At 65.3% G+C, this 22,177-nt stretch carries 22 protein-coding genes and 1 pseudogene; 7 read left to right on the top strand and 16 right to left on the bottom strand.

All coding sequences use genetic code 11. The features are described from left to right. Window positions 1–19: 19 nt before the first annotated feature. Complete coding sequence (yhjD, locus tag B4393_RS03880; RefSeq protein ID WP_078280156.1) at window positions 20–1,048, top strand: inner membrane protein YhjD; 1,029 nt, start codon at window positions 20–22, stop codon at window positions 1,046–1,048. Here yhjD and B4393_RS03875 read toward each other — a convergent pair. Both B4393_RS03875 and B4393_RS03870 read right to left on the bottom strand, forming a co-directional pair. Further along, entirely contained in the window at window positions 1,045–2,334 is a 1,290-nt protein-coding gene (locus B4393_RS03875) for a D-alanyl-D-alanine carboxypeptidase family protein (protein ID WP_078333319.1), read from the bottom strand. The two genes, yhjD and B4393_RS03875, sit on opposite strands and share 4 nt — an antisense overlap. 76 nt (window positions 2,335–2,410) lie before the next feature. Continuing rightward, window positions 2,411–3,430 carry an SMP-30/gluconolactonase/LRE family protein gene (locus tag B4393_RS03870; RefSeq protein ID WP_078333047.1) on the bottom strand — a complete coding sequence of 340 codons (1,020 nt, stop codon included), beginning with the start codon at window positions 3,428–3,430 and terminating at the stop codon, window positions 2,411–2,413. Between the two features lie 33 nt (window positions 3,431–3,463). Here B4393_RS03870 and B4393_RS03865 point away from each other — a divergent pair, with 33 nt between their 5' ends. Then, the gene (locus B4393_RS03865) at window positions 3,464–4,384 is read left to right on the top strand and encodes a sigma-70 family RNA polymerase sigma factor (protein ID WP_078333046.1); all 921 of its coding nucleotides are present in this window, start codon (window positions 3,464–3,466) and stop codon (window positions 4,382–4,384) included. Here the strand turns inward: B4393_RS03865 and B4393_RS03860 are convergent. From B4393_RS03860 to sdhC, 5 genes are all read right to left on the bottom strand, one after another. Continuing rightward, complete coding sequence (locus B4393_RS03860; protein WP_078333318.1) at window positions 4,381–4,980, bottom strand: carboxymuconolactone decarboxylase family protein; 600 nt, start codon at window positions 4,978–4,980, stop codon at window positions 4,381–4,383. The two genes, B4393_RS03865 and B4393_RS03860, sit on opposite strands and share 4 nt — an antisense overlap. A 108-nt stretch (window positions 4,981–5,088) precedes the next feature. Continuing rightward, window positions 5,089–5,802, bottom strand: coding sequence for a succinate dehydrogenase iron-sulfur subunit (locus tag B4393_RS03855; protein ID WP_413816131.1), 714 nt, complete (start codon window positions 5,800–5,802; stop codon window positions 5,089–5,091). Window positions 5,803–5,905: 103 nt separating this feature from the next. Then, on the bottom strand, window positions 5,906–7,684 hold the full coding sequence (gene sdhA / locus B4393_RS03850; protein ID WP_078333045.1) for a succinate dehydrogenase flavoprotein subunit: 1,779 nt from the start codon (window positions 7,682–7,684) through the stop codon (window positions 5,906–5,908). 12 nt (window positions 7,685–7,696) lie between these two features. Further along, window positions 7,697–8,179 (bottom strand): succinate dehydrogenase hydrophobic membrane anchor subunit, encoded by a 483-nt coding sequence (locus tag B4393_RS03845; protein ID WP_070938629.1) that lies wholly within the window; start codon window positions 8,177–8,179, stop codon window positions 7,697–7,699. After that, on the bottom strand, window positions 8,176–8,514 hold the full coding sequence (sdhC, locus tag B4393_RS03840) for a succinate dehydrogenase, cytochrome b556 subunit (RefSeq protein ID WP_070938630.1): 339 nt from the start codon (window positions 8,512–8,514) through the stop codon (window positions 8,176–8,178). Before sdhC ends, B4393_RS03845 begins: the two co-directional genes overlap by 4 nt. 343 nt (window positions 8,515–8,857) lie before the next feature. Here sdhC and B4393_RS03835 point away from each other — a divergent pair, with 343 nt between their 5' ends. Genes B4393_RS03835 through B4393_RS03825 form a run of 3 tightly spaced genes read left to right on the top strand, consistent with a single transcriptional unit; the run spans window position 8,858 to window position 11,663 of the window. After that, a complete protein-coding gene (locus tag B4393_RS03835; protein WP_078333044.1) occupies window positions 8,858–9,256 on the top strand; it encodes a cytidine deaminase in 399 nt (132 codons plus the stop codon). After that, window positions 9,256–10,578 carry a thymidine phosphorylase gene (locus B4393_RS03830; RefSeq protein WP_078333043.1) on the top strand — a complete coding sequence of 441 codons (1,323 nt, stop codon included), beginning with the start codon at window positions 9,256–9,258 and terminating at the stop codon, window positions 10,576–10,578. Before B4393_RS03835 ends, B4393_RS03830 begins: the two co-directional genes overlap by 1 nt. After that, the gene (locus tag B4393_RS03825) at window positions 10,575–11,663 is read left to right on the top strand and encodes an adenosine deaminase (RefSeq protein WP_078333042.1); all 1,089 of its coding nucleotides are present in this window, start codon (window positions 10,575–10,577) and stop codon (window positions 11,661–11,663) included. The genes B4393_RS03830 and B4393_RS03825 overlap by 4 nt, the downstream gene beginning before the upstream one ends. Before the next feature lie 7 nt (window positions 11,664–11,670). Here the strand turns inward: B4393_RS03825 and B4393_RS03820 are convergent, their stop codons facing one another. The 3 genes from B4393_RS03820 to B4393_RS03810 form a co-directional block, all read right to left on the bottom strand. Further along, entirely contained in the window at window positions 11,671–13,026 is a 1,356-nt protein-coding gene (locus B4393_RS03820) for a primosomal protein (RefSeq protein WP_078333041.1), read from the bottom strand. Between the two features lie 85 nt (window positions 13,027–13,111). Continuing rightward, window positions 13,112–14,110 (bottom strand): GAF domain-containing protein, encoded by a 999-nt coding sequence (locus tag B4393_RS03815; RefSeq protein WP_078333040.1) that lies wholly within the window; start codon window positions 14,108–14,110, stop codon window positions 13,112–13,114. Between the two features lie 62 nt (window positions 14,111–14,172). Continuing rightward, the gene (locus tag B4393_RS03810; RefSeq protein ID WP_078333039.1) at window positions 14,173–15,147 is read right to left on the bottom strand and encodes a GAF domain-containing protein; all 975 of its coding nucleotides are present in this window, start codon (window positions 15,145–15,147) and stop codon (window positions 14,173–14,175) included. A 319-nt stretch (window positions 15,148–15,466) separates the two neighbouring features. On the opposite strand from B4393_RS03810, the gene B4393_RS03805 reads away from it, so the two are divergent. Beyond that, entirely contained in the window at window positions 15,467–16,210 is a 744-nt protein-coding gene (locus B4393_RS03805) for an FkbM family methyltransferase (protein ID WP_078333317.1), read from the top strand. Window positions 16,211–16,221: 11 nt separating this feature from the next. Here B4393_RS03805 and B4393_RS03800 read toward each other — a convergent pair whose 3' ends face one another. Genes B4393_RS03800 through B4393_RS03785 form a run of 4 tightly spaced genes read right to left on the bottom strand, consistent with a single transcriptional unit; the run spans window position 16,222 to window position 18,575 of the window. After that, complete coding sequence (locus B4393_RS03800; RefSeq protein WP_078280134.1) at window positions 16,222–16,563, bottom strand: YbaB/EbfC family nucleoid-associated protein; 342 nt, start codon at window positions 16,561–16,563, stop codon at window positions 16,222–16,224. After that, window positions 16,563–16,916, bottom strand: a complete 354-nt coding sequence (locus B4393_RS03795; RefSeq protein ID WP_191987087.1) for a hypothetical protein — start codon at window positions 16,914–16,916, stop codon at window positions 16,563–16,565. Before B4393_RS03795 ends, B4393_RS03800 begins: the two co-directional genes overlap by 1 nt. Further along, a complete protein-coding gene (locus tag B4393_RS03790) occupies window positions 16,891–18,246 on the bottom strand; it encodes a C40 family peptidase (protein ID WP_078333038.1) in 1,356 nt (451 codons plus the stop codon). The genes B4393_RS03795 and B4393_RS03790 overlap by 26 nt, the downstream gene beginning before the upstream one ends. Window positions 18,247–18,248: 2 nt before the next feature. Next, window positions 18,249–18,575, bottom strand: a complete 327-nt coding sequence (locus B4393_RS03785) for a hypothetical protein (protein WP_070938641.1) — start codon at window positions 18,573–18,575, stop codon at window positions 18,249–18,251. Between the two features lie 280 nt (window positions 18,576–18,855). Here B4393_RS03785 and upp point away from each other — a divergent pair, with 280 nt between their 5' ends. Next, entirely contained in the window at window positions 18,856–19,497 is a 642-nt protein-coding gene (gene upp, locus B4393_RS03780; RefSeq protein ID WP_078333037.1) for a uracil phosphoribosyltransferase, read from the top strand. An 11-nt stretch (window positions 19,498–19,508) separates the two neighbouring features. Here upp and B4393_RS03775 read toward each other — a convergent pair whose 3' ends face one another. Next, complete coding sequence (locus B4393_RS03775; RefSeq protein ID WP_078333036.1) at window positions 19,509–21,131, bottom strand: phospho-sugar mutase; 1,623 nt, start codon at window positions 21,129–21,131, stop codon at window positions 19,509–19,511. Next, window positions 21,128–22,003, bottom strand: a pseudogene (locus tag B4393_RS03770) (purine-nucleoside phosphorylase); the annotation flags it as partial. The gene B4393_RS03775 and the pseudogene B4393_RS03770, both read right to left, overlap by 4 nt. Window positions 22,004–22,177 lie beyond the last annotated feature (174 nt).

Below are 22,177 nucleotides of genomic sequence, written 5' to 3'. Positions count from 1 at the left end.
CGAACAGCAGAGGCGGTGAGTGGTGGCCGAAGACGATAAGCCTGGGATTCTCGACCGCTATCGCGCACGATTTCCCTGGTTCGACCACATCATGCGCATGCAAGAGCGGTACGGGAAAGTAAACGGCAACTTCTTCGCGGCGGGCATCACCTATTTCACCGTCTTTGCGCTGTTTCCCCTCATGATGGTCGCGTTCGCGGCCATGGGGTTCGTGTTGTCCCGGCGGCCGGACACGATTGCGGAGCTACGTGGACGCATCAGTGGCGCCATCTCGGGCGAGGTGGGTAACCAGCTAATCAATTTGATGGATACCGCGATTGCCTCGCGCACCAGCCTGGGTATCGCGGGTCTGGCAACCGCGGCCTGGGCCGGGCTGGGCTGGATGGCCAACGTGCGGGCGGCGCTCAGTGCCATGTGGGAGCAGCCCAACGACTCGGAGAACTTCGTCAAGGGCAAGCTGTCGGACCTGCTCGCCCTCGGCTCCACGTTTGTGGCGCTTGCCCTCACCATCGCGGTGACCGCCGTCGGCGACGAGAAGACCATCCTGCGAATACTCGGCTGGATGGGGCTGCACGACGTCACCATCCCGTCGATTCTGCTCAAAGTCGTGACCATCGGGATAGCAACCGTGTTGTCGTGGGCGTTGTTCACCTGGATGATCTCGCGGTTGCCCAGGGAGCGGTTGCCGTTCTCGAGTTCCGTGCGCGCGGGTCTCATCGCCGCGATCGGTTTCGAGCTGTTCAAACAGGTGGCCTCGATTTATTTGAGCGTCATCATGCATGGCCCGGCGGGTTCCACCTTCGGACCCGTGCTCGGCATCATGGTGTTCGCCTACATCACCGCCCGCCTGCTGCTGTATGCCACCGCGTGGGCGGCCACATCCGACGAGAACCGGGCATTTGTGTATGTGCCGCCGCCCGAGCCCGTGGTCATCACCACGCGGGTCGAGACCGTCGACCGTGCGTCGCGGTTGGGAGTTGTCGCCGCGTTCGGGGCCGGAGTTCTTGGCGCGATAGGTATTTCGTGGCTGGGCCGCGGCGGCGACTAGGCCTGCCTGCGGTTGAGTGACCTCGCCGCGAGGATGAGACCGAACACGATCATGGTGCCGATGATCGTCACGCCAACCCGGACGGGGACGCTGTTCACTGCCTCGGCGGGGAGGCCCGCCGCCTGCGCGGTAGGCGTGTCATTGGCGTGCGGTCTGGTCAACAGCGACGGGTCCGGATCGACAAGCTTGCCGATCGACGCGTCGCGGGGAGTGGAGAACCCGTAGTCGAGCAGATGGGCAGCCTGCTCCCACGGCGCGATCGGCAGACGAGTGCCGCGCAGCATGGTGACCACCAAGCGGCGGCCGTCACGTTCGGCCGCGCCGACAAAGGTTTGTTGCGCGTCATCGGTGTATCCGGTCTTGCCGCCGAGCGCGCCGGGGTAGTTGTAGAGCAGCTTGTTGTCGTTGGTCATCTCGTACGCCGGATGGTTATCGGGTTCACCGGGTTTGGCGGGATGGCCCGGGAAGGTGGCCTTCGGCGCGGATACCAGATCGGCGAAGGTGGGGTCGGCGAACGCGAACTTGTAGAACAGGCCGAGGTCGTAGGCGGAGGTGCTCATGCCCGGACCGTCGAGACCGGAGGGGGTGGCCGCCCGGGTATCCCGCGCGCCCAGTTTCTGCGCCATGTCGTTGATCTTGCTGACGGTCTCATCCATGCCGCCCAGCTGAACGGCCAGCGCGTGTGCGGCGTCGTTACCCGAGTTCATCAGCAGGCCGGTGAGTAGCTGGCGGACCGTATAGGTGCCGCCGACGTCGACGCCGACCCGGGTGCCCTCGCTGTTCGCGTCGTCTTGGGTTCCGACCACCGCCTGGTTGAGATTCAGGTTGGTGATGGCCTCCATGGCGACGAGCACCTTGATGACGCTGGCGGGACGATGCCGGGCGTGGGGATCCTTGGCGGCCACCACATTCCCGGTGTTCAGATCGGCGATGAGCCACGATTCCGCGGAGACGTCGTTGGGCACCGGCCCGGCCCCGTCCGGGGTGATCACGTCGCAGCGTCCGAGCATGTCGCCGCCGATGGGCTTGGCCGGTACCGGGAGCGGTGCGGGCGGGTCGCCGCCTGCCTTGGGTACCTCGGAGGTATCGACGGCGGGTGGGGTGACCACCTTGTAGGGGCAGCCGCTGGTGTCCGGTGCTGTGAATCCGGGCTCGGCGCTCGCGAGTGGCGGCACACTCAGCGGGAGGACGGCGACCATCAACCCGGCGGCGGTCGCCGCGGCGAGGCGCGTGGCGGCTGTCCGCGGCGACGGGCGGCGGTCGGGCGCAGGAGTCCAGGTGGTCATCGCCTTGCCACAGTAAGCGAACACCACTCTGAACTGGGGGATGTTACGCCTGTGTCGGATGTGACCTAGCGGCTCGCTACGGGTGCGGGATGATTTCGGCCAGGCTGATGTGACCGACCGCCGATGAGCCGATGCAGCCCATCCAGAGACGCCCGGCCGATTCGACGACGCCGGTGACGGTGCGCAGATCCCGTGACGCGCCGCTGATGTTGGCGACTACCGCACCGGTGTCCGGGTTTACCGCGATGACCCACGGATCGGTGTCCGTGCTCGGAAGCAATGCGTCGGGCAGCTTCCATAGGGCTTTCCGAATTGCCGGAGAACGGGGGAGCAGCCACTCGGCCAGCGCGTTGCGCGGGCTGGCCAGCGTGACCCAGATGCGGCCGTCCGCGCCGGTGCTGATGTTGTCGGGCATGCCCGGAATCTCTTCCAGGATCGGCGTCAGCTTGCCGGCGTCGGGGCCGGTGAGCTGGTACCTACTCACCCGGCGACCGACGGTCTCGGCGATGATCAAGGCGGACTCGTCGGCGGTGAGCGTGACCCCGTTGGTGAACGCCAGCCCGGTGGCAATGGTGCTCACCGTGCCGTCCGGATCGCGGCGGAAGACCCGTCCGGTGGGGCGTCCCTCCAGGATGGCCGCCATGAACTGCTCGAACGGGAAGCGCGCCGTCGATTCACTGAAATAGATTGTCCCGTCTGCTGATTCGGTGACATTCGAGCAGAAGATCAGCGGCGGCCCGTCGACCTCGGTGACCAGCGGCTCGATCTCTCCGGAGGCCGGGTCGAGGGCCAGCAGCTTGTCGCGGCTGCAGATCAGCACTCGGCCGTCACGTGCGATGTGCAGGCCCAGCGGTGGATGCTCGGTGGTGGCGACATGCGTGACCACGGTGTCTGCCGCCCCGTCGGGCGTGATGCGCAGGATCTTTCCGTCTGCCACACCCGCCCAGATGTTTCCGGCGGCGTCGGCCACCACATCTTCGGGGCCGTGACCGGGCAGTGTCACGATGCTCAGTGGTGGCAGTGGCTGCGGGTTCAGGGACAGCGCGCGTACTCCTGGCGGCTGCCAGCGGACGGGGTCGATGGACGGCTTGGCCATGGGCCCACCCTATTGCAGGCCTAGTCTGAAGCGATGTCGGTTCACGCTGGCGATCGCACCGATGAGTTCGAGGCGTTGCGACCGCGACTGCAGGCGGTGGCCTACCGGCTCACCGGCAGTGTCGCCGATGCCGAGGACATCGTTCAAGACGCCTGGCTGCGCCTGCATTCCGCGACTGTCGAGATTGAGGACTTGCCGGCCTGGCTGACCACCGTGGTCTCCCGGCTCGGCCTGGATAGGCTCCGGTCGGCCGTCTATCGCAGGGAAACCTATGTGGGGGAATGGCTTCCGGAGCCTGTGGTCACGGGCCTGGACGGTAATGATCCACTGGCCGCGGTGGTGGCCAGCGAGGACGCACGTTTTGCGGCCATGGTGGTGCTGGACCGGCTGGTCCCCGATCAACGCGTCGCCTTCGTATTGCATGACGGATTTTCGGTGCCGTTCAAGCAGATAGCCGAGATTCTCGGCATCACTGACGTGGCCGCGCGCCAACTGGCCTCCCGTGCGCGGCGGGCGGTGACCGACACCCCGGCGCCGGTGGCCGACGGCGAGCACAACGAGGTGGTGGGCAAGCTTCTGCAGGCGCTCCTGTCCGGGAGCGTGGAAGCCGTTGTGCGACTGCTGCATCCGGATGTGACGATGACGGGCGATTCCGACGGCAAGGCACCGACCGCGGTGCGCGTCATCCACGGTCCCGACAAGGTGGCGCGTTTCCTGCTCGGCCTGATGGAGCGTTACGGTCCGAATATGACGCAGGCCATGAACCTGGCGCTGGTCAATGGACAGTTCGGGATCTATCTGACCGAGACTCCGGCAGATGCGGCCACCGACTCCGGCTATTGGCCGGTGTTGCCCCGGGTGAGTGCATTCACCGTGCGTGGCGGGCGTGTGCTCGCGGTCTGGGATGTGAGCAATCCCGACAAGTTCCGCGGCACGCCGCTGCGCAACAACTAGGCGTCTTCGGTTGCCCAGGGGACTCGGCAGGCATCACCGGAGTTGAAGCCTTGCTCGGTGATTCCCAGTGCCGCGTAGGTGCGGGCACGCATGTTCTCCACACCGATCTGGTAGGTCAGCTCGATCACCCCGGCATCGCCGAAGCGACCTCGCAGATCCTCGATCTGTTGGTCGGTGATGTCGTGCGGATTGCCGGTCATCGCGTCGGCGTACGCGATGACAGCCCGCTCGTCATCGGTGAATAGGGGAGAGGCCGCGTAGTCGTCGATGGCCTTCAGGCGATCCACATCCAAACCATCCAGACGTTGCAGCATGGCGCCGAAGTCGACGCACCACGAGCAGCCCACCGTCCTGGCGGTCCAGAACACCGCCAGCTCACGGACGTTGGCAGGCAGGACCCGCGACGCACTGCCCAGCATCTGTTCGTGCACGGCGGCCGCGACCATCAGCTTCGGGTGGTGGGCGATCACCGTGAATGGTTCGGGCACTTGGCCGAACCGCCGCCTGCTGACCCGATACATGATGCGGGTAAGCGGCGAGGCTTGGTGCGGGGGGACGGGCTTGATGCGCGTTGTCTTGCGTGGTGTCTCAGTCATATCCATCTGACGAGATGGCCCATGAATGTGTGACAGACGTTGCGGCACAGAAAAAACTGCCGGGGGTGAGCGTAGGTGCTCACCCCCGGCAGTGCAGACAGATACCGGCTAGCGCGCGAACATCAGTGCGCGCTTGACCTCTTGGATCGCCTTCGTGACCTCGATACCGCGAGGGCAGGCGTCGGTGCAGTTGAAGGTGGTGCGGCAGCGCCACACCCCGTCGACGTCGTTGAGGATGTCCAGGCGCTCGGCGGCGGCCTCATCGCGGCTGTCGAAGATGAACCGGTGCGCGTTGACGATTGCCGCCGGGCCGAAGTAGCTTCCGTCGCTCCAGAACACCGGGCAGCTGGTGGTGCAGCAGGCGCACAGGATGCACTTGGTGGTGTCATCGAAGCGTGCGCGGTCGGTCTGGCTCTGGATGTACTCGCGCGTCGGCTGGTTACCGCTGGTGATCATGAAGGGCTTCACGGCGCGGTACGCGTCGAAGAAGGGCTCCATGTTGACCACGAGATCCTTCTCCACGGGCAGACCGCGGATGGGCTCGATGGTGATGGTCAGGGTCTTCTTCGGGTTCTTGGGCAGCAGATCCCGCATCAGCACCTTGCAGGCCAACCGGTTTACGCCGTTGATGCGCATGGCATCCGAGCCACACACACCGTGGGCGCACGACCGGCGGAAGGTGAGGGTGCCGTCGAGGTAGCCCTTCACGTACAGCAGCAGGTTCAGCAGCCGGTCCGTCGACAGGCAGGGCACCCGGAATGTCTGCCACCCGGCGGCGTCGGGGTCTTCGGGGTTGAAACGCTGAATCTTCAGATCGACCATGACCGCGCCCTCGGGGACCGGAGGCAGCGGCGGGTCGCCCGCTTCGGCTTTCTCGATAACCGCGGTCACTGTGCGTTCTCCTCTTCGCGCAAGCGGCTCATGGTCAGTACTTCCGTTCCATCGGCTCGTACCGGGTCTGGACAACGGGCTTGTAGTCCAGCCGGATGTCGGACAGCAGCTCGGCACCTTGCTTGTACGCCATGGTGTGTCGCATGTAGTTGGTGTCGTCGCGGTTCGGGTAGTCCTCGCGGGCGTGTCCGCCGCGCGATTCCTTGCGATTGAGCGCACCCACCACCGTCACCTCGGCGAGTTCGAGCAGGAAGCCCAGCTCGATGGCCTCGAGCAGGTCGCTGTTGTAGCGCTTGCCCTTGTCGTGCACCGTGATTCGGCTGTACCGCTCCTTGAGTGCATGGATGTCGTTGAGCGCCTGCTTGAGGGTGTCCTCGGTCCGGAACACCGCGGCGTTGTTGTCCATCGACTGCTGCAGCTCGGTGCGGATATCGGCCACCCGCTCGTCGCCGTGCTCGGACAGGACGTCCGCCACCCATTCGGTGACCATCGTCGCCGGGTTCTCCGGCAGGTCGATGAAGTCGTGGGCCTCGGCATACTCGGCCGCGGCGATACCCGCCCGGCGACCGAACACGTTGATGTCCAACAGCGAGTTGGTGCCCAGCCGGTTGGCACCGTGCACCGAGACGCAAGCGCACTCGCCGGCCGCGTACAGGCCGGGGACAACGTTGTCGTTGTCGCGCAACACCTGTCCCTTGATGTTGGTCGGGATGCCGCCCATCACGTAGTGACAGGTGGGGTACACCGGAACCAGCTCGGTCACCGGGTCGACACCCAGGTAGGTACGGGCGAATTCGGTGATGTCCGGGAGTTTCGCTTCCAGCACGTCGGCACCGAGGTGACGCACGTCGATGTAGACGTAGTCCTTGTTCGGTCCGGCGCCGCGGCCCTCCAGCACTTCGAGAACCATTGACCGCGCGACGATGTCGCGAGGCGCGAGGTCGACGATGGTGGGTGCGTAGCGTTCCATGAACCGTTCGCCGTCGGCGTTGAGCAGACGACCACCCTCACCGCGCACGGCCTCGGAGATCAGAATGCCCAGGCCGGCCAGGCCTGTCGGGTGGAACTGGTGGAATTCCATGTCCTCCAACGGAAGTCCCTTGCGGAACACGATGCCCAGGCCGTCGCCGGTCAGGGTATGCGCGTTGGAGGTGGTCTTGTACATGCGGCCCGAACCGCCGGTGGCGAAAACAATGGCCTTGGCGTGGAACACATGGATGTCACCGGTCGCCAGCTCGTAGGCGACGACACCGGTGGCCACGGGACCGTTCGGGGTCTCGGTGAGTGCGATGTCCAGTGCGTAGAACTCGTTGAAGAACTCGACATCGTGCTTGACGCAGTTTTGGTACAGCGTCTGCAGGATCATGTGCCCGGTACGGTCCGCGGCGTAGCAGGCCCGGCGCACTGGGGCCTTACCGTGATCGCGGGTGTGACCACCGAAGCGGCGCTGATCGATTCGGCCCTGGGGTGTCCGGTTGAACGGCATACCCATCTTCTCGAGATCGAGGACGGCGTCGATTGCTTCCTTGCACATGATCTCCACGGCGTCCTGATCGGCGAGGTAGTCGCCGCCCTTGACGGTGTCGAACGTGTGCCATTCCCAGTTGTCTTCCTCGACGTTGGCCAGTGCGGCGCACATACCGCCCTGGGCGGCGCCGGTGTGGCTACGCGTCGGGTACAGCTTGGTCAGCACCGCGGTACGGGCTCGAGGTCCGGCCTCGACGGCGGCGCGCATACCTGCCCCGCCTGCGCCGATGATGACGACGTCGTACCGATGTTCCTGGATGGTTGCCTCAGATTTAGGCGAAGACATAAAACGGTGCCCCTAACCGATGTTCGGGTTGAAGGTCAGTAGGACGTAGGTGCCGAGCACCACGGTGAAGATGATCGACAGTGCCAGCAAGCAATTCAGCCAGAACCGGGTCGAGTCCTTGCGGGTGTAGTCGGCGATGATCGTGCGCATCCCGTTACCGCCGTGCAGCTGAGCCAGCCACAGCATTGTCAGGTCCCAGGTCTGCCAGAAGGGGCTTGCCCAGCGCTGCGCCACGAAGTTGAAGTCGAGGCGGTACACGCCGTTGTCCCACATCAGCATGATGAACAGGTGGCCCAGGGCCAAGAAGATCAGGACGATGCCCGACAACCGCATGAAGATCCACGCGTACTTCTCGAAGTTGGGCATACCCGACGCGCGGCGGGGCGCGCGCGGATTGTCCAGTGCCGCAGGGCGGTCGTAGTTGCGCTCCATCACGGGAGCGGGGCGGCCGCTGGCGCGAACGCTCGTGTGCGAACCGGTCTGAGGAGTTGTCATAGGAAACGCTCCGCCATGTGCATGAGAATCCGGGTCACTGCGGGAACCATCACCACGAACCAGACTGTGCCGATGACCCACAGCATGAGGCGTTGGTAACGCGGGCCCTTGGACCAGAAATCGACGAGGATGACTCGGACGCCGTTGAGTGCGTGGTACAGAACCGCCGCTACGAGGCCGAGCTCCATCAGACCCACGATCGGGGTCTTATAGGTCTCGATCACCGAGTTGTACGTCTCGGGGCTGACCCGCACGAGAGCGGTATCCAAGACGTGTACGAAGAGGAAGAAGAAAATCGTGGCACCGGTAATGCGATGCAGGACCCAGGACCACATTCCTGGATCACCACGGTATAGCGATCGCTTGAGGCGATTACCTTCACGGCCAGATTTGGCCGTCTCGGGCGTCGCAGTCGTCACGTGGGCCTCCAACACCAATGGTGGACTGGGGCCAAACGGTGCGGTAGATGGGGGCGTCCATGACGCGCATCCGATGGCCCAACGGTGGTCGGCGAACCGTCTTCCGAACTCTAAACCCAATCCGATCTGGCGCCGAAATCGTGTGAGCACGAAAAAGCGCCGAAATGCACCGTACTCCAAAGTAAGTTAGGTAAACCTTGCACGAGCAAATGATGAGCCGATGCGACTCTGCTGGGGTCGACGGGGAGGTCTCGGGATCATGAAAATCGAATGGAATGAATTGCGGGACAAGGCATATGCGGTAACAAAGCACGCGTATGCACCGTATTCGAAGTATCCGGTGGGGGCCGCCGCGCTTGTCGACGACGGTCGCGTGCTCGCCGGCTGCAATGTGGAGAATGTCTCATATGGGCTAGGTCTCTGCGCGGAGTGTTCAGTGGTGTGCGCCCTGTTCGCCACCGGAGGCGGCCGGTTGGTGGCACTGTCCTGTGTCGATTCCCGCGGTGAGCCGCTGATGCCGTGCGGCCGGTGCCGTCAGCTACTTCTCGAACATGGCGGACCAGACCTGTTGATCGATCACGCGGACGGGCCACTACGCCTTGCGGAGCTGCTGCCGGAGGCATTTGGCCCCGACGATCTGGATCGGGGGCGTATCTGATGGCAAACCCCTACGCGTTTGATATGCCGTCCATCATCGCGACCAAACGTGACGGCGGAGAGCTGAGTCTGGGCGCCATCGATTGGCTCATCGAGGAGTACACCCGCGGCGGCATCGGTGAGGAGCAGGTCGCCGCGCTGCTGATGGCGATCTATCTGCGCGGCATGAACAGCACCGAGACGACGGCGTGGACCGCGGCGATCCTTGCCTCCGGCGAGCGGCTGGACCTGTCGGGGCTGTCCCGGCCGACCGTCGACAAACATTCCACGGGCGGAGTGGGAGACAAGATCAGCCTGCCGCTGGTCGCCGTCGTGGCCGCCTGCGGCGCGGCGGTTCCGCAGCTTTCCGGACGGGGTCTGGGACACACCGGCGGCACTCTCGACAAGCTCGAAGCGATCGCGGGTATCCGTGTCGACCTCACCAATGAACAGATACGTCAGCAGCTTTCCGATGTCGGGGCAGTGATCTGTGCCGCCGGAGCGTCGTTGGCGCCGGCGGATCGAAAGCTCTACGCGTTGCGGGATATCACCGGCACCGTCGAATCGATACCACTCATCGCCGGGTCGATCATGAGCAAGAAACTGGCAGAGGGAACCGCTGCGCTGGTCCTGGACGTCAAGGTGGGCGCGGGTGCGTTCATGAAGTCCGAGCAGCAGGCCCGCGAACTGGCAGCGGCGATGGTGGACCTGGGCACCGCGCATGGCGTCGTCACCAGCGCCCTGCTCACCGCGATGGATACGCCCCTGGGCGCTACCGCGGGAAACGCGATCGAGGTGCAGGAGTCACTCGACGTGCTGGCCGGGGGAGGGCCCGATGACGTTGTCGCGCTCACCGTGGCGCTGGCCCGCGAAATGCTTGCCGCAGCCGGTATCGACGACAAGGATCCGGCCGCCACGTTGACGGACGGCACCGCGATGGACGTGTTCCGCGCGATGATCCGCGCGCAGGGCGGCGACCTTTCGGTGCCGCTGAACCTTGGACAGTGCCAGGAAACGGTGCTCGCCCCGGTCGACGGGGTCATGCACCGTATCGACGCGATGCCGGTGGGGATCGCGGCCTGGCGCCTCGGAGCCGGGCGTAGCCGGCCCGGAGAGACGGTGCAACACGGCGCGGGAGTGCGTATTCACCGCCGCCAGGGTGAACCCGTCGTCGCCGGAGAACCGCTGTTCACGCTGTACACCGATACCCCGGAACGGTTGCCCGCGGCGCTCACCGCCCTGGAGGGTGGTTGGGAGATCGCCGCGGGCCCCACCGATGAGCGGCTCGCGCGAAGAGGAGATAGCACCGTCAGGCCGCTCATCATCGATAGACTTTCGGTGTGACGGCCGAACTTGATTTGGTGTCAATCACCAGGGCTCCCAAGGCGCTTCTGCACGATCATCTGGACGGGGGTCTGCGACCCAGCACCGTTCTGGACCTGGCGCGTGAATCGGGGTACGAAAACCTACCGGCCGAGGACGAAGGCGCCCTGGCCTCATGGTTCCGGACCGCCGCCGACAGCGGTTCTCTGGAGCGGTATCTGGAGACATTCGAGCACACCGTGGGCGTTATGCAGACGGCGTCCGCATTGCATCGGGTCGCCGCCGAATGCGTTGAAGACCTCGCCGCGGACGGTGTGGTGTACGCCGAGGTCCGGTTCGCGCCGGAGCTGCACATCGATGCGGGACTCACTCTCGATGACGTCATGGATGCCGTGCTGGCCGGATTCGCCGACGGTGAGCGGCAGTCCAGTGCCGCCGGCAAGCGCATCACGGTGCGCACCCTGGTCACCGCGATGCGGCACGCCGCGCGGTCACGGGAGATTGCCGAACTCGCCGTGAAGTTCCGCGACCGCGGCGCCGTCGGCTTCGACATCGCCGGAGCCGAGGCCGGTTATCCGCCGAGCCGCCACCTGGACGCCTTCGAATACATGCGGAATGCCAACTCCCGGTTCACCATCCATGCCGGTGAGGGATTCGGATTGCCCTCGATCCACGAGGCGATCGCCTTCTGCGGCGCCGATAGGCTGGGCCATGGGGTGCGCATCGTCGACGACATCGACATCGACCCCGACGGCACGGCCCACCTGGGCAGACTGTCCTCGCTGCTACGGGACAAACGAGTGCCGTTGGAGCTGTGCCCGAGCTCCAACGTGCAGACGGGAGCGGTCGGCAGCCTCGCCGATCACCCCTTCGATCTGCTGGCGCGGCTGAGGTTCCGGGTGACGGTCAACACCGACAACCGGCTGATGAGCGATACCTCGATGAGCCGCGAGATGCTGCGCCTTGTCGAGACGTTCGGCTACGGCTGGAGTGATCTTCAGCGGTTCACCATCAACGCGATGAAGTCTGCCTTCATCCCGTTCGATGAGCGACTGGCGATCATCGACGACGTGATCAAGCCCGGCTACGCGGTCCTGATCGGCTAGCTGCGCGCTATTCGCGCCGCAGCCGCGCTTCCATCGCGCGCTCCAGGGTCCGCCAACGCTCGGCGGCGTCCGCGAACGGGCCCTTCGGCTCATCGTGCTTCTCCGGCTCGAGCAGATGCCCGACCAGCTTGCCTAGCGGGGTGTCGCTGTCCAGCTCGGCGTCGACACTGTCGTCCTCGGAGTATTCGGCGACATCGGTGAGCAGCTCGACGGCCAGCTCAAGCTGATCCCGGTCCACCTCGTCGACGCCGTCCTCCAGATCGTCGGCGAGTCCGGTGAACACGTAGATGTTGTCGTCGGTGATGTCGATCCGCAGCGAGCCGTCGGTGGCGGCGGTGCGGATGTCGTCGTAGGTGCTCAGGTCGGACAGATCGTGATCGTGCTCGTCGGCGAGATACCGGGCCAGCGCGCGCTCGGAGCCGAAGACGCTGATTCTTCCGTTGCGCCCCAAGAAGATCGGCTCGTCGTTGAGGTAGCAGCGCAGCGTATAGAACGTTCCGGAGTTGGTGATCATCTGGATCGGGTCGATACCGACTTCCAGCCAGAAGTCCTCGTCACCGCCGAGAATCAGGTCCTCTCCCTCGACCTCGTCATCCTCGGCTTCTTCGTCCGCGTCCTCATCTGCATCGTCGGAGTCGTCGTCGGCGCTGTCAGCGTCGTCCGGGCTCTTTGTCTCCGAGTCGGCTTCCTCGTCGAGAAGGTCCAGATCGTCGTCATCCTCGAGGTCGTCCTCAAGATCGTTGTCGTTGTCGACGGCATTCTCGGCGGCAGCAAGCAGCTCGGCGTCCGCGGCGGCCGAGAGCTCCTCGTCGACGTCGGGTGTTGCGGCGATTTCGTCAATGGCATCGACCACGGAGTCCCACGACTTGCCGACGATGGCACCGATCTGGTTCCAGCGCTTCAATCCGTCTTTACCCGTGAAGCTTTCGGCCCCGCCGGACAGCGTGCCCAGCACCGGGTTGCCGTTGATGAGCTTGTTGATGGGTGCCAGCTCGCAGACCGCGCCGATGGAGGCGACGATCGCCAGCGTGGCGCGCAGTGTGTCGACGGCGTCCTCGGTGGGCTTGTCGGCAACCAGCTCCGGTACGCCGATCAAGTCGTAGCGGTTGTCGTCGTCTGGCTCCAGCTCGTCGGCCGACAGTGCCCCCAGCGTGGACCACGCCGGGTGATCGACCAGGTCGTTGTCGTTGTCGGTTCGCACGAAAGCCACCAGATCGGCCACCGACTCGAACACGTACAGATCGTCGTCCTTGCCTAGAAACGCTTCCCATTCGTCCCCGGCGTCGCGCCACCGCGGGGCCCACAAGGTGACCACGTCACCTTCGGTGAGCCCGAGTTCGATGGGAACGATGTCAGCAGCCATGCGGCAAGCCTAGCCAGAAGGTGTGGCGCGAGGGAAAGACCCACCGCCAGAGTCGGCGTGACCGCGGCAACACGTGCCGGCCGGCCTACGGCTCGATGTCCACTGCCGGTGCGGCGGTGAGGGTAACCAGCCCCGCAAAAGCGTTGTCGTGCAAAGCGAATTTCGTCGCAGAGACATGCACCCGCAGCCAACCGCCGGAGATGGCCCGCACCCGCAGCACCCCGCTGGTTGCGCCCGCGCGCAGCTCGTCGCGCATGTTCCGCGCCGCGGCTTCGTCGTCGGGGTGGATGTTCTCGGGCCGATCCGGGTCGTAACGCCACGCCAGGTCCGGGAATGGCGCGTCGATCCATTTGAGGACGGCGAAGGTGTCGACATTGAGCAGCATCCGGTGCATGCCGGGGGCGGCGACCGCATCCAGGATCTGCTGCGCCAACCCCACCCGGGGTTCGGCAGGCCGGTTGTCCACCCGGGTGCACACGATCCTGTTGATGCGCGCCACGGCCCCCGCCGGATCTATTTCCTTGGATGCCCGTCCGGCGTAGTGAACTTGGAGAGTGTGCCCCTGATAGTCGGCGGCCAGGCAGGTCCCACAGAACGTCGAATCAAGTTCAGGGTTCACGACGTGCGCCATCAATTCGGCATTGCGCGGACTTGGTAGGACGGGCGCGAGACCTTCGGCGATGGCTTGCCTCTCGGACCTGTTCTGCGGATCGAAACCCATCACCTCGAAATACCCCGCGGTCAGCGTTGTCAGCGACGTATCAAGATCGCCCAGGCATGCCCCGGCGACGGGCCGTGGGGGCGGCTCGACATCCGCCGGCCCGAACCACACCTGAACGCCGTGGACGTTCGCCTTCCCCATGGAAATCGGGTGCACGCGCACCACGCGGTCCCGCGCGGGTGTGAAGGCCACCGTGAGCTCGCCCGTGCGGCGGCAGTCGGCGATCGCGGTCTCAATGAGGGGGCGGTGCCGATTGCGGCGCAGCACCGACTCGAGCGGCGCCATGTTGCGCGCCTGCAATCCGATGGCTATGACCGTGGGTTCATCGCCCAGGGTCTCTAGCAGCATCCAATCGCGTGACATGCGCGGATGTTAGCAATGTGGGGTGATGCCGCGCGGCCCGATTCCGGTCTGGGTCGAGAAGGTTAGCGACGCCGGTGGGTGACCAACGCGACGGTCGCATTCTCGTTGAGCCGGACCACCTGGGTGGAGCAATGCAGCGATTCCCAGCTGTCGTCGTGGCACCGGAATCTGATCACCGCTTCGGTGACGCCGAACATGGCGTTGTCGATCATGAAGTTCAGATTCGCCTCGTCGTCCGGGTGAACCTTGGGGCGGCCCTGCGGGTCGAATTCCCAATGCCATTCCGGTGCAGGCGGATCAATCCATTTGATCAATGTGCGCGACGCGATCATGACCAGCGCGCGATATGCGCCCGGTTCGGCGGCGGCCTCGAGGACCTGCTGTTCCAGCAGCGGAACCGGTGGTGCGGGTCGGCCCACTCGCAGATTGATCGCGCGCCCCAGACGCTGGGGGATGCCCTCGCTGTTGGGTTCGAGAACAAGTCGGCTTGCGAAGTGGCACAACGTGGGATTGCCGTGGCTGTCCACTCCGGGCCAGGTGGCGCTATAGGTCATGCCGGCCGTCGCGGTCACGATGAGCCCGAGGACGTCGGTTTCGCCGGCATTGGGCGATAGGTAGCGGTAGAGCTCGGGCATGCTGATTTCGGCGTGCGGTTCACCCGCGGCCATCCCCATGGCCAGGGCGGCGCCGTCGCTCATGTGTAGGACGCCGGTATCGGCGTTGAGGACCACCGCACCGCCCTCGGCGGGGGGATCGGCGGGTGGGGGTGTGGAGCCGGTCCACAACCACACTCCGTGCACCCTGCCGTCGGGCATGGCGACCGGACGGATGTCGATGACCGAGTCCGAATCGGGGGGACCGATGGTCGCGGCTTTGTTTGCCTTTGTCGCGGCGGTGATAACCCGGCGAAGCAGACCGAGATTTCGATTGCGACGAAGGAACGTGCTGAGGGGAACCATGTTCCGCGGCTGATTGCCGGAGGCGATGACAGTTGGCTGTTCGCCGAGTGTTTCCAGGAGAAGCCACTCGCGCGCCACATGCGGATGTTATCAGCGGGGCGTGCCTGGCATTCGGTCAGCGGCCGGTGTGGGGGCGATGCGGCAAGTATTCCAAAAAGGTTGCGAAGAGCAGGTCAGACGCGATATTTTCGGCTCGCTCCCGCGATCGGCGGGCTAAGTACGGATCCTGTGTCTTCGGGCCGTGCCCGCAGCGTCGATGAGTTGTGCCCGTCGGTCACTTGGCCGCGGACGAGTTCATCACATTGGTCGCCGCGAGCACCTACCGGTGCAGATACGAGGGGTCGGTAGGTGTGACGGCGACAGTAAATGCCTATGGCGCTACTGTGCCCACGTGGGCATGCCGGCGCTGAGATTGGCGCAAACCTATCTGCCGTTTCTGCGGCCGCTCAAATTTGGCGCGTACAACATGGGTACTCGCCTGTTTGGATGGCGCGTCGACCCGGAGTTCCACCTGCTGAGCCGGGTGGGGCCGATATCGGAAGCGATCGATATCGGAGGCAACTGGGGCCAGAGTATTTGTGCGCTACAACGGGCGGTGTCGCCGCGGCGGATCGTGAGTTTTGAGCCGAATGCGGTTCTGGCCCAGCGACTTAAGCGCAGATATGAAAGCGGGGACGTGCAGGTGCATGCCTGCGGGCTCTCCGATGCGGACGGGACCTTTGATCTCTTCATTCCGCGATACCGCAATTTCGTGTACGACGGTTTGGCCTCGCTCGATGAGAATGAGGCGCGCGGCTGGCTCAACCCCGAGACGATGGCGCGATTCGACGAATCCAAACTGACGATCGAACGCCATCCGGTGCAGGTACGTCGGCTGGATGACTTCGGCCTGGATCCCCAGGCGATCAAGATCGACGTGCAGGGGATGGAGGCGGCGGTGATTCGCGGCGGGCTCGCGACCATCACGGCCTCGCGGCCGGTGATGATCGTCGAGACGCCCTCCGACGAAGTGGTGTCGCTGTTACAGCAGGCAGAGTTGAAACCGTATGCCTACCGAGATGGTCGGCTCAGCCATGGTTGGCGTGACGCCGAAAACACCGTGTTCCTTACCGATTCGCATCGGGACCGTGCGGGGCTGTAGCCCGAAATCGGTTACGGCTGCGGGTCCTTGAGATCCACCATCAGTTGGGCGAACACTCGCTCACGATGATCGAAGGCTTGGCCCGCGGCGGCTGCGGCGGTGGCCACCACGATCTGCCCGACGATCTTGGGCGACAGCTTGGTGACCGAGTCGTCGAGCTTCAGGTTGGTCAGGGCGCCATTGCCATTGGCTTCCGCCTCGACATGCCCTTGCGCCGAACGTGCCCACCCGCGAAGGTCCTTCAGCTCCTCGACCGCGCCGTTGAGGATATGGCCGCCGGCGCGGGCCTTCGCCATGGTCTCCTGATACTGCTGTTCGAGTGCCTTGAAGAAGTTGAGGTCTGGCTCCGTCATCAGGATCTCCGTTCCATCTGCTCTTCGGACTGGCGCAGTTCAAGGTCGGCAACCTGGGCGGGTGTCGCCAGCCCCAGCTTGTCCAGGATGTATTCCGGGATGCCGGTTTCGGCGAGTTCTTCGCGGCGGGCCGCACCGCAGCGCGCCGCACCGAGTTGACACAGGTTCATGATCTCCCGTGCCAGTGCCGACGCGCCGCGGTTGAGCATGTCCGGTTCGACCTGAACCTCAAGCGGCAGACCGAATTCCGACACCTTGACCCGCAGCGTGCGAGCACGATTTGTCATGTCGATGCTCGCACGCGGCTCGGGCCGCGGCACTCCCGAACTAGGAAGTGGGTCGGAAGAATCCATGGAATCCCTGCCCGGCGTTGGTGGTGCGGATCGGCGAGATCTGTACCGGGTCACCGGCCTCCACCATCATGCCGTTGCCGATCACCATGGCGACGTGGCCATCCCACACCGCCAGGTCGCCGGGCATGACCGATCCCTGATCGACGTGGATACCGACACCCTGTTCCTGAGCGAGCCGGGGGATGTTGACGCCGGACTCTCCGTAGGCCCACTGGGTCAAGCCACTGCAGTCCAGGCCGACGCCCGGCTTGGTGCCACCCCACTCGTAGGGCACACCCACCTGGCTGAGCGCCTTGCGCACTGCCTCGGCGGCGGCGGCGTTCGGCGCCTGGCTGGTGCTGCCGTCCGGGAGGAACAGCTGTGCGCCCTTGCCCATGCTGCGCGGGTCGAGCAGCATCTTGGACGCGCCGGCGTTCGAGCTACCCAATCCGCTGGAGCTACCGCCCGCGGTGCTGGAGGCGTGGCCGCCACCCGCACCGAACGGGTTGGCGAGGGCACCCGCGGCGATGCCGCTCATGCCGGAGCCGCCCGCCAGCGCGCTGGCAGCACCGCTGCCGCCGCCACCGCTGAACATGCCGGTGAGGGCTTGTGGGATCTGACCGAGGCCCTGCCCCATGGAGCTCATGGTCTGGGTGACGCCGCTCGCGACGCCGGACAAAGCCTGGGTGCCGGCTTGCAGGCCGCCCTGCATGGCCGACATGGCGGGCTGGGTGGCTCCGGACGCAGGGGTGGCGGGGTTGCCCATGTCGGCACCCGCCATACCTGTCAGTTCACCGGCCTGTCCGGTGAGCTCACCCTCGAGCGTCGCGGTGTACGCCGAGACCTTGGTGGCGCACTCGGATGCCGCTTGGGCGAGCTCGGCAGCAGCGGGAGGGAAAATGCCGATCAGCGGCGTCAGTGCCTCGGAGGTGTGCTGGAACTGCTGCAGGGCCTCCGTGATCAGGGCGCTGGCGCGGCCGGTGGACTCGGATGCCTGTCCGACATTGGCGCCCATGGCGCCGCTACGGGTGGCCATGCTGCTCAGCGCCTGGCCGGCCATGCCGGCGAACTGCCCCAGAGCCTGAGCCGCCGCACCGGCGAAGGAGCCGATGAGCTGGCTTCCCGCCTGCATGCCCTGTTGCATGACCTGTTGCATGACCTGCATGCCGCCCTCCAGCATCTTGCTGGGGTCCTGGCCCTCTTTGAACTGGCCGTTACCGACCGTGCCCGCCATGTCCAAGGCCGGCCCGATCAGCCCCGCCGAGAAGGGATTGTTCTCGAAGCTCGGGTAGTTGGTGTTGGTCGCCGAGGACAGCTCGTGGCTGCTGCTCAATGGTGTGGTGTCAACCATGATCAGGCCTCGATTCCTTCAGTAGTGGCGGTAAAGCCCTGGCTGAAGTGGTCTTCCGTGTTGTCGTAGTCATTGCTACCGACCGTGGTGCTGACGCCGGACTCGGTGACGCCCATTGCCAGCTGACCGACGTCCAGCCCTTGCTTGGCGGAGGTTGCGGCGAATGCACCCAGGTACTGGGCGCCAATCGGACCGAAGATCGGCGCCAGTGCGGCGACCGGAAAGATACTGACTGCGGTGCCCACCGCCGCGAGCGTTCCGCCCATGCCCATCTGCACGCCGGCAACGCCGCGCAACATGTCTGTATTGGCCGACAATTCCTCTGCCATGTCCCCTCCATCTCCTCGGTGGTTCGGCTACCGCCTGTTTTCGGGCAGTTTTCGCCTTGTACTTAGATACGACGGGGGTGGTCGCGATTCGGTTCCATCTTTCTCAAAATTTTTGAAAGATTTTTTGGCAACCTGGCCACCCCGTCGTATTACCTGCTCAGCATAGCTTGTTGAGCTTTGCTGGAAACAATATCGGCGGATGTGCCTGCCGAGGGGTTCCGGTGATGCCCATCACACTCGAGATCGCCGGGATCGATGCTTGCTGCTTTAGGGTCGGTCCATGCATGTGCACGTAGTCGAGCATCCGCTGGCCGCGGCCCGGTTGACCAGCCTCCGCGATGCCCGTACCGACAATGCGGCATTCCGGGCTGCGCTGCGGGATCTGACACTGATGCTCGTCTACGAGGCCACCAGTTCGGCGCCGGTGGAGTCGTTGACGGTGCGCACGCCGGTAGCGGAGACGACGGGATACCGGTTGGCCAATCCACCGTTGCTGGTGCCGGTTCTTCGGGCGGGTCTGGGCATGGTGGATCAGGCGCATGCCCTCATCCCTGAGGCGCGCGTCGGATTCGTCGGGATGGCGCGCGACGAGGAGACCTGGCAACCCACCCCGTACCTGGAATCGCTTCCCGCGGATCTGTCGACACAGCCGGTGTTCGTGCTGGATCCGATGCTTGCCACTGGGGGGTCGATGGTGCACACGCTCGATCTGCTGCACGCGCGAGGTGCCGCCGACATCACCATGTTGTGCGTGGTCGCGGCACCCCAGGGGGTCGCGGCGGTTCAGGAGTGCGCCACACGGTTCGGTCCGTCCACGTCCGTGCGGCTGTTCACTGCCACCATCGACGAGGGGCTCAACGAGGCCGCATACATCGTGCCCGGCCTGGGTGATGCGGGTGATCGGCAGTTCGGGCCCAGATAGCGCCGGCCGAGCTAGATGTTGCGGGCGTACGCCTCCAACTCGGAGACCACCACGCCCGCCCAGATCCGCGCGACGGTGGGATCGGTGATGACGGGCTCACGGACCTCGATGTAGCACTTGACCTTTGGTTCGGTTCCCGACGGGCGCATCACCAGCCGGATGGATGACCCGCCGATTTCGCCGGACAGGATCACCGCATCGGTGCGTTCCTGCCCGCGCCGTTCCAACAGATCCTCCGCGGTGACCGGGAACCCGGACAGAGCGGAGGGGATGTTCTGGCGCAGTCGGGTCATCATCGCCGTGATCTCGTCGAGCGAGTCCATGCGCCGCGACACCTGCGAGGTCACGTGGATGCCGTGCCTGATCGCCAGATTCTCGAGCTTCTCCTCCGCGCTGGTACCCAGCTCGCGAAGGTGTGTCACCAGGTCGCAGGCGAGTACCGCCGCGGAAATGCCGTCCTTGTCGCGTACCGCCGCCGGATCGACGCAGTGCCCGATGGCTTCCTCGTAGGCATAGACCAGGTCGGAATCCGCCGCCCGGGCAAGCCACTTGAACCCGGTAAGGGTTTCCACGTACCGAGCGCCGAACGATGCCGCGATCCGCGAGAGCAGGCGAGAGGACACCACCGTGCTGGCCACCACCGGCGGAGTGGATGAATGCGGCTGCGTCGAGAGAATGTAGTCGCCCAGCAGCCAGCCGGTTTCATCCCCGGACAGCATCCGCCAACCGGTGGTGCTGGGGATTCCGATGGCGCATCGATCGGCGTCTGGGTCGAGTGCGATGGCCACATCGGCGTCGACCTCGGCGGCCCGGGCCAGCACCGCGTCGGAGGCTCCCGGTTCTTCCGGATTCGGAAACGCGACGGTGGGGAAGTCCGGATCCGGCTGGAACTGCTCGTCCACCACGTGGATGTCGGTGATGCCCGCGGCGTTCAGGGTGGCCAGGGCGGTGGGCCCGCCCACTCCGTGCAGTGCGGTGAGCGCGACGCGCAGGCCGCCGGAACCTCGGCGCACCGTCGCGGCACGTTGGATATAGGCATCCACCAGGGAGTCGTCGGCCGGAGCGACGGGGGTGCGGGGGATCTGATCGGCGAAAGGTGCCGTCGCCGTGGTTGATTCGATATCGCGGTCGGTGGGCGAGATGATCTGAGCTCCGCCGGACCAGTACACCTTGTAGCCGTTGTCGGCGGGAGGATTGTGCGATGCGGTGACCTGGATGCCGGCGGCCGCATCGAGGTGCCGGACCGCGAACGCCAGCACCGGGGTCGGCAGCGGGCGGGGTAACAGCACGACCTTGAATCCTTCGGCGGCGAGGACTTCGGCAGCGCCCTGCGCGAACTTCTCGGATCCGTGTCGGGCATCGCGACCCACCACCACGGTTGACCCACCGAGGCATCGATCTTTGAGTACCTTGGCCACCCCGTAGGTGGTGCGCAGCACCACGGCCAGGTTCATTCCGTGCGGGCCGCCCCGGACCGGGCCGCGGAGGCCCGCCGTGCCGAACACCAACGGTTCGGAGAAGCGTTGCGTGAGCTCGTCTTCGGAGCACGCGCGCAGCTCGGCCACGGTCTCGGGATCCGGGTCGTGGTCGATCCATTCTTGGATCGTGTGCGCCGCCAGCGGGGACCCCGTCATAACCGACCAATCACCGAGCGTAGAAGTTGGCCCATGCGAGTCGCCGACGCACGCCCGGCCGCCAGCACCTCCTCATGATTGAGGGACTCCCCGGTCATTCCGGCCGCGAGATTGGTCACCAAGGACACCCCCAGCACCTCGGCCCCGGCCGCCCGTGCCGCGATGGTTTCATGCACTGTCGACATGCCCACCAGATCAGCACCCAACGTGCGCAGCATCCGGATCTCCGCGGGGGTCTCGTAATGCGGGCCCGGCAGACCCGCATAGACACCCTCGGCGAGGCTGTCATCGATCTCCCGGGCCAGTGCCCGTAACCGCGGTGAATACGCGTCGACAAGGTCGACGAACTGCGCCCCCACCAGCGGCGAACGGGCCGTCAGGTTGAGGTGGTCGCTGATCAGTACCGGCTGACCCACCGTGTAATCCTCGCGTAGCCCGCCGGCTGCGTTGGTGAGAATGATCGTTTGCGCGCCGGCGGCGCAGGCCGTGCGCACCGGGTGGACGACGTGGCGCAGGTCGTGGCCTTCATACGCATGGATCCTGCCCAGCAGGACCAGCATGCGCTCGCCGCTGTCACCGATGGCCACCGACAACACCGAGCCGCCGTGTCCGGCTGCGCTCGGTGGGCTGAATCCGGGGAGATCGGCCATCGGAATCGTGGTGGCAGGGGTTCCGAGCTCCTCGGCTGCCGGGGCCCAGCCCGATCCGAGAACCACCGCGACGCGGTGGGCGGCGATGCCGGTGCGGGCCGCGATTTCCGCGGCCGCGAGAGCCGCCGCGTTGTCCGGAGACTGAGGCTCATCGGTGTTGTCGCCTCTTCGCGCAAGCTGCTCATCGGTGTTGTCGCCTCTTCGCGCAAGCTGCTCATCGGTGTTGTCGCCTCTTCGCGCAAGCTGCTCATCGGTGTTGTCGCCTCTTCGCGCAAGCTGCTCATCGGTGTTGTCGCCTCTTCGCGCAAGCTGCTCATCGGTGTTGTCGCCTCTTCGCGCAAGCTGCTCATCGGTGTTGTCGCCTCTTCGCGCAAGCTGCTCATCGGTGTTGTCGCC

Origin of the sequence: Mycobacteroides franklinii, assembly GCF_002013895.1 — a bacterium.
Taxonomy (GTDB): Bacteria; Actinomycetota; Actinomycetes; order Mycobacteriales; family Mycobacteriaceae; genus Mycobacterium; species Mycobacterium franklinii.
The sequence above is the reverse complement of the archived record's forward strand: the minus strand, read 5'-3'. Positions and strand labels throughout refer to the sequence as shown.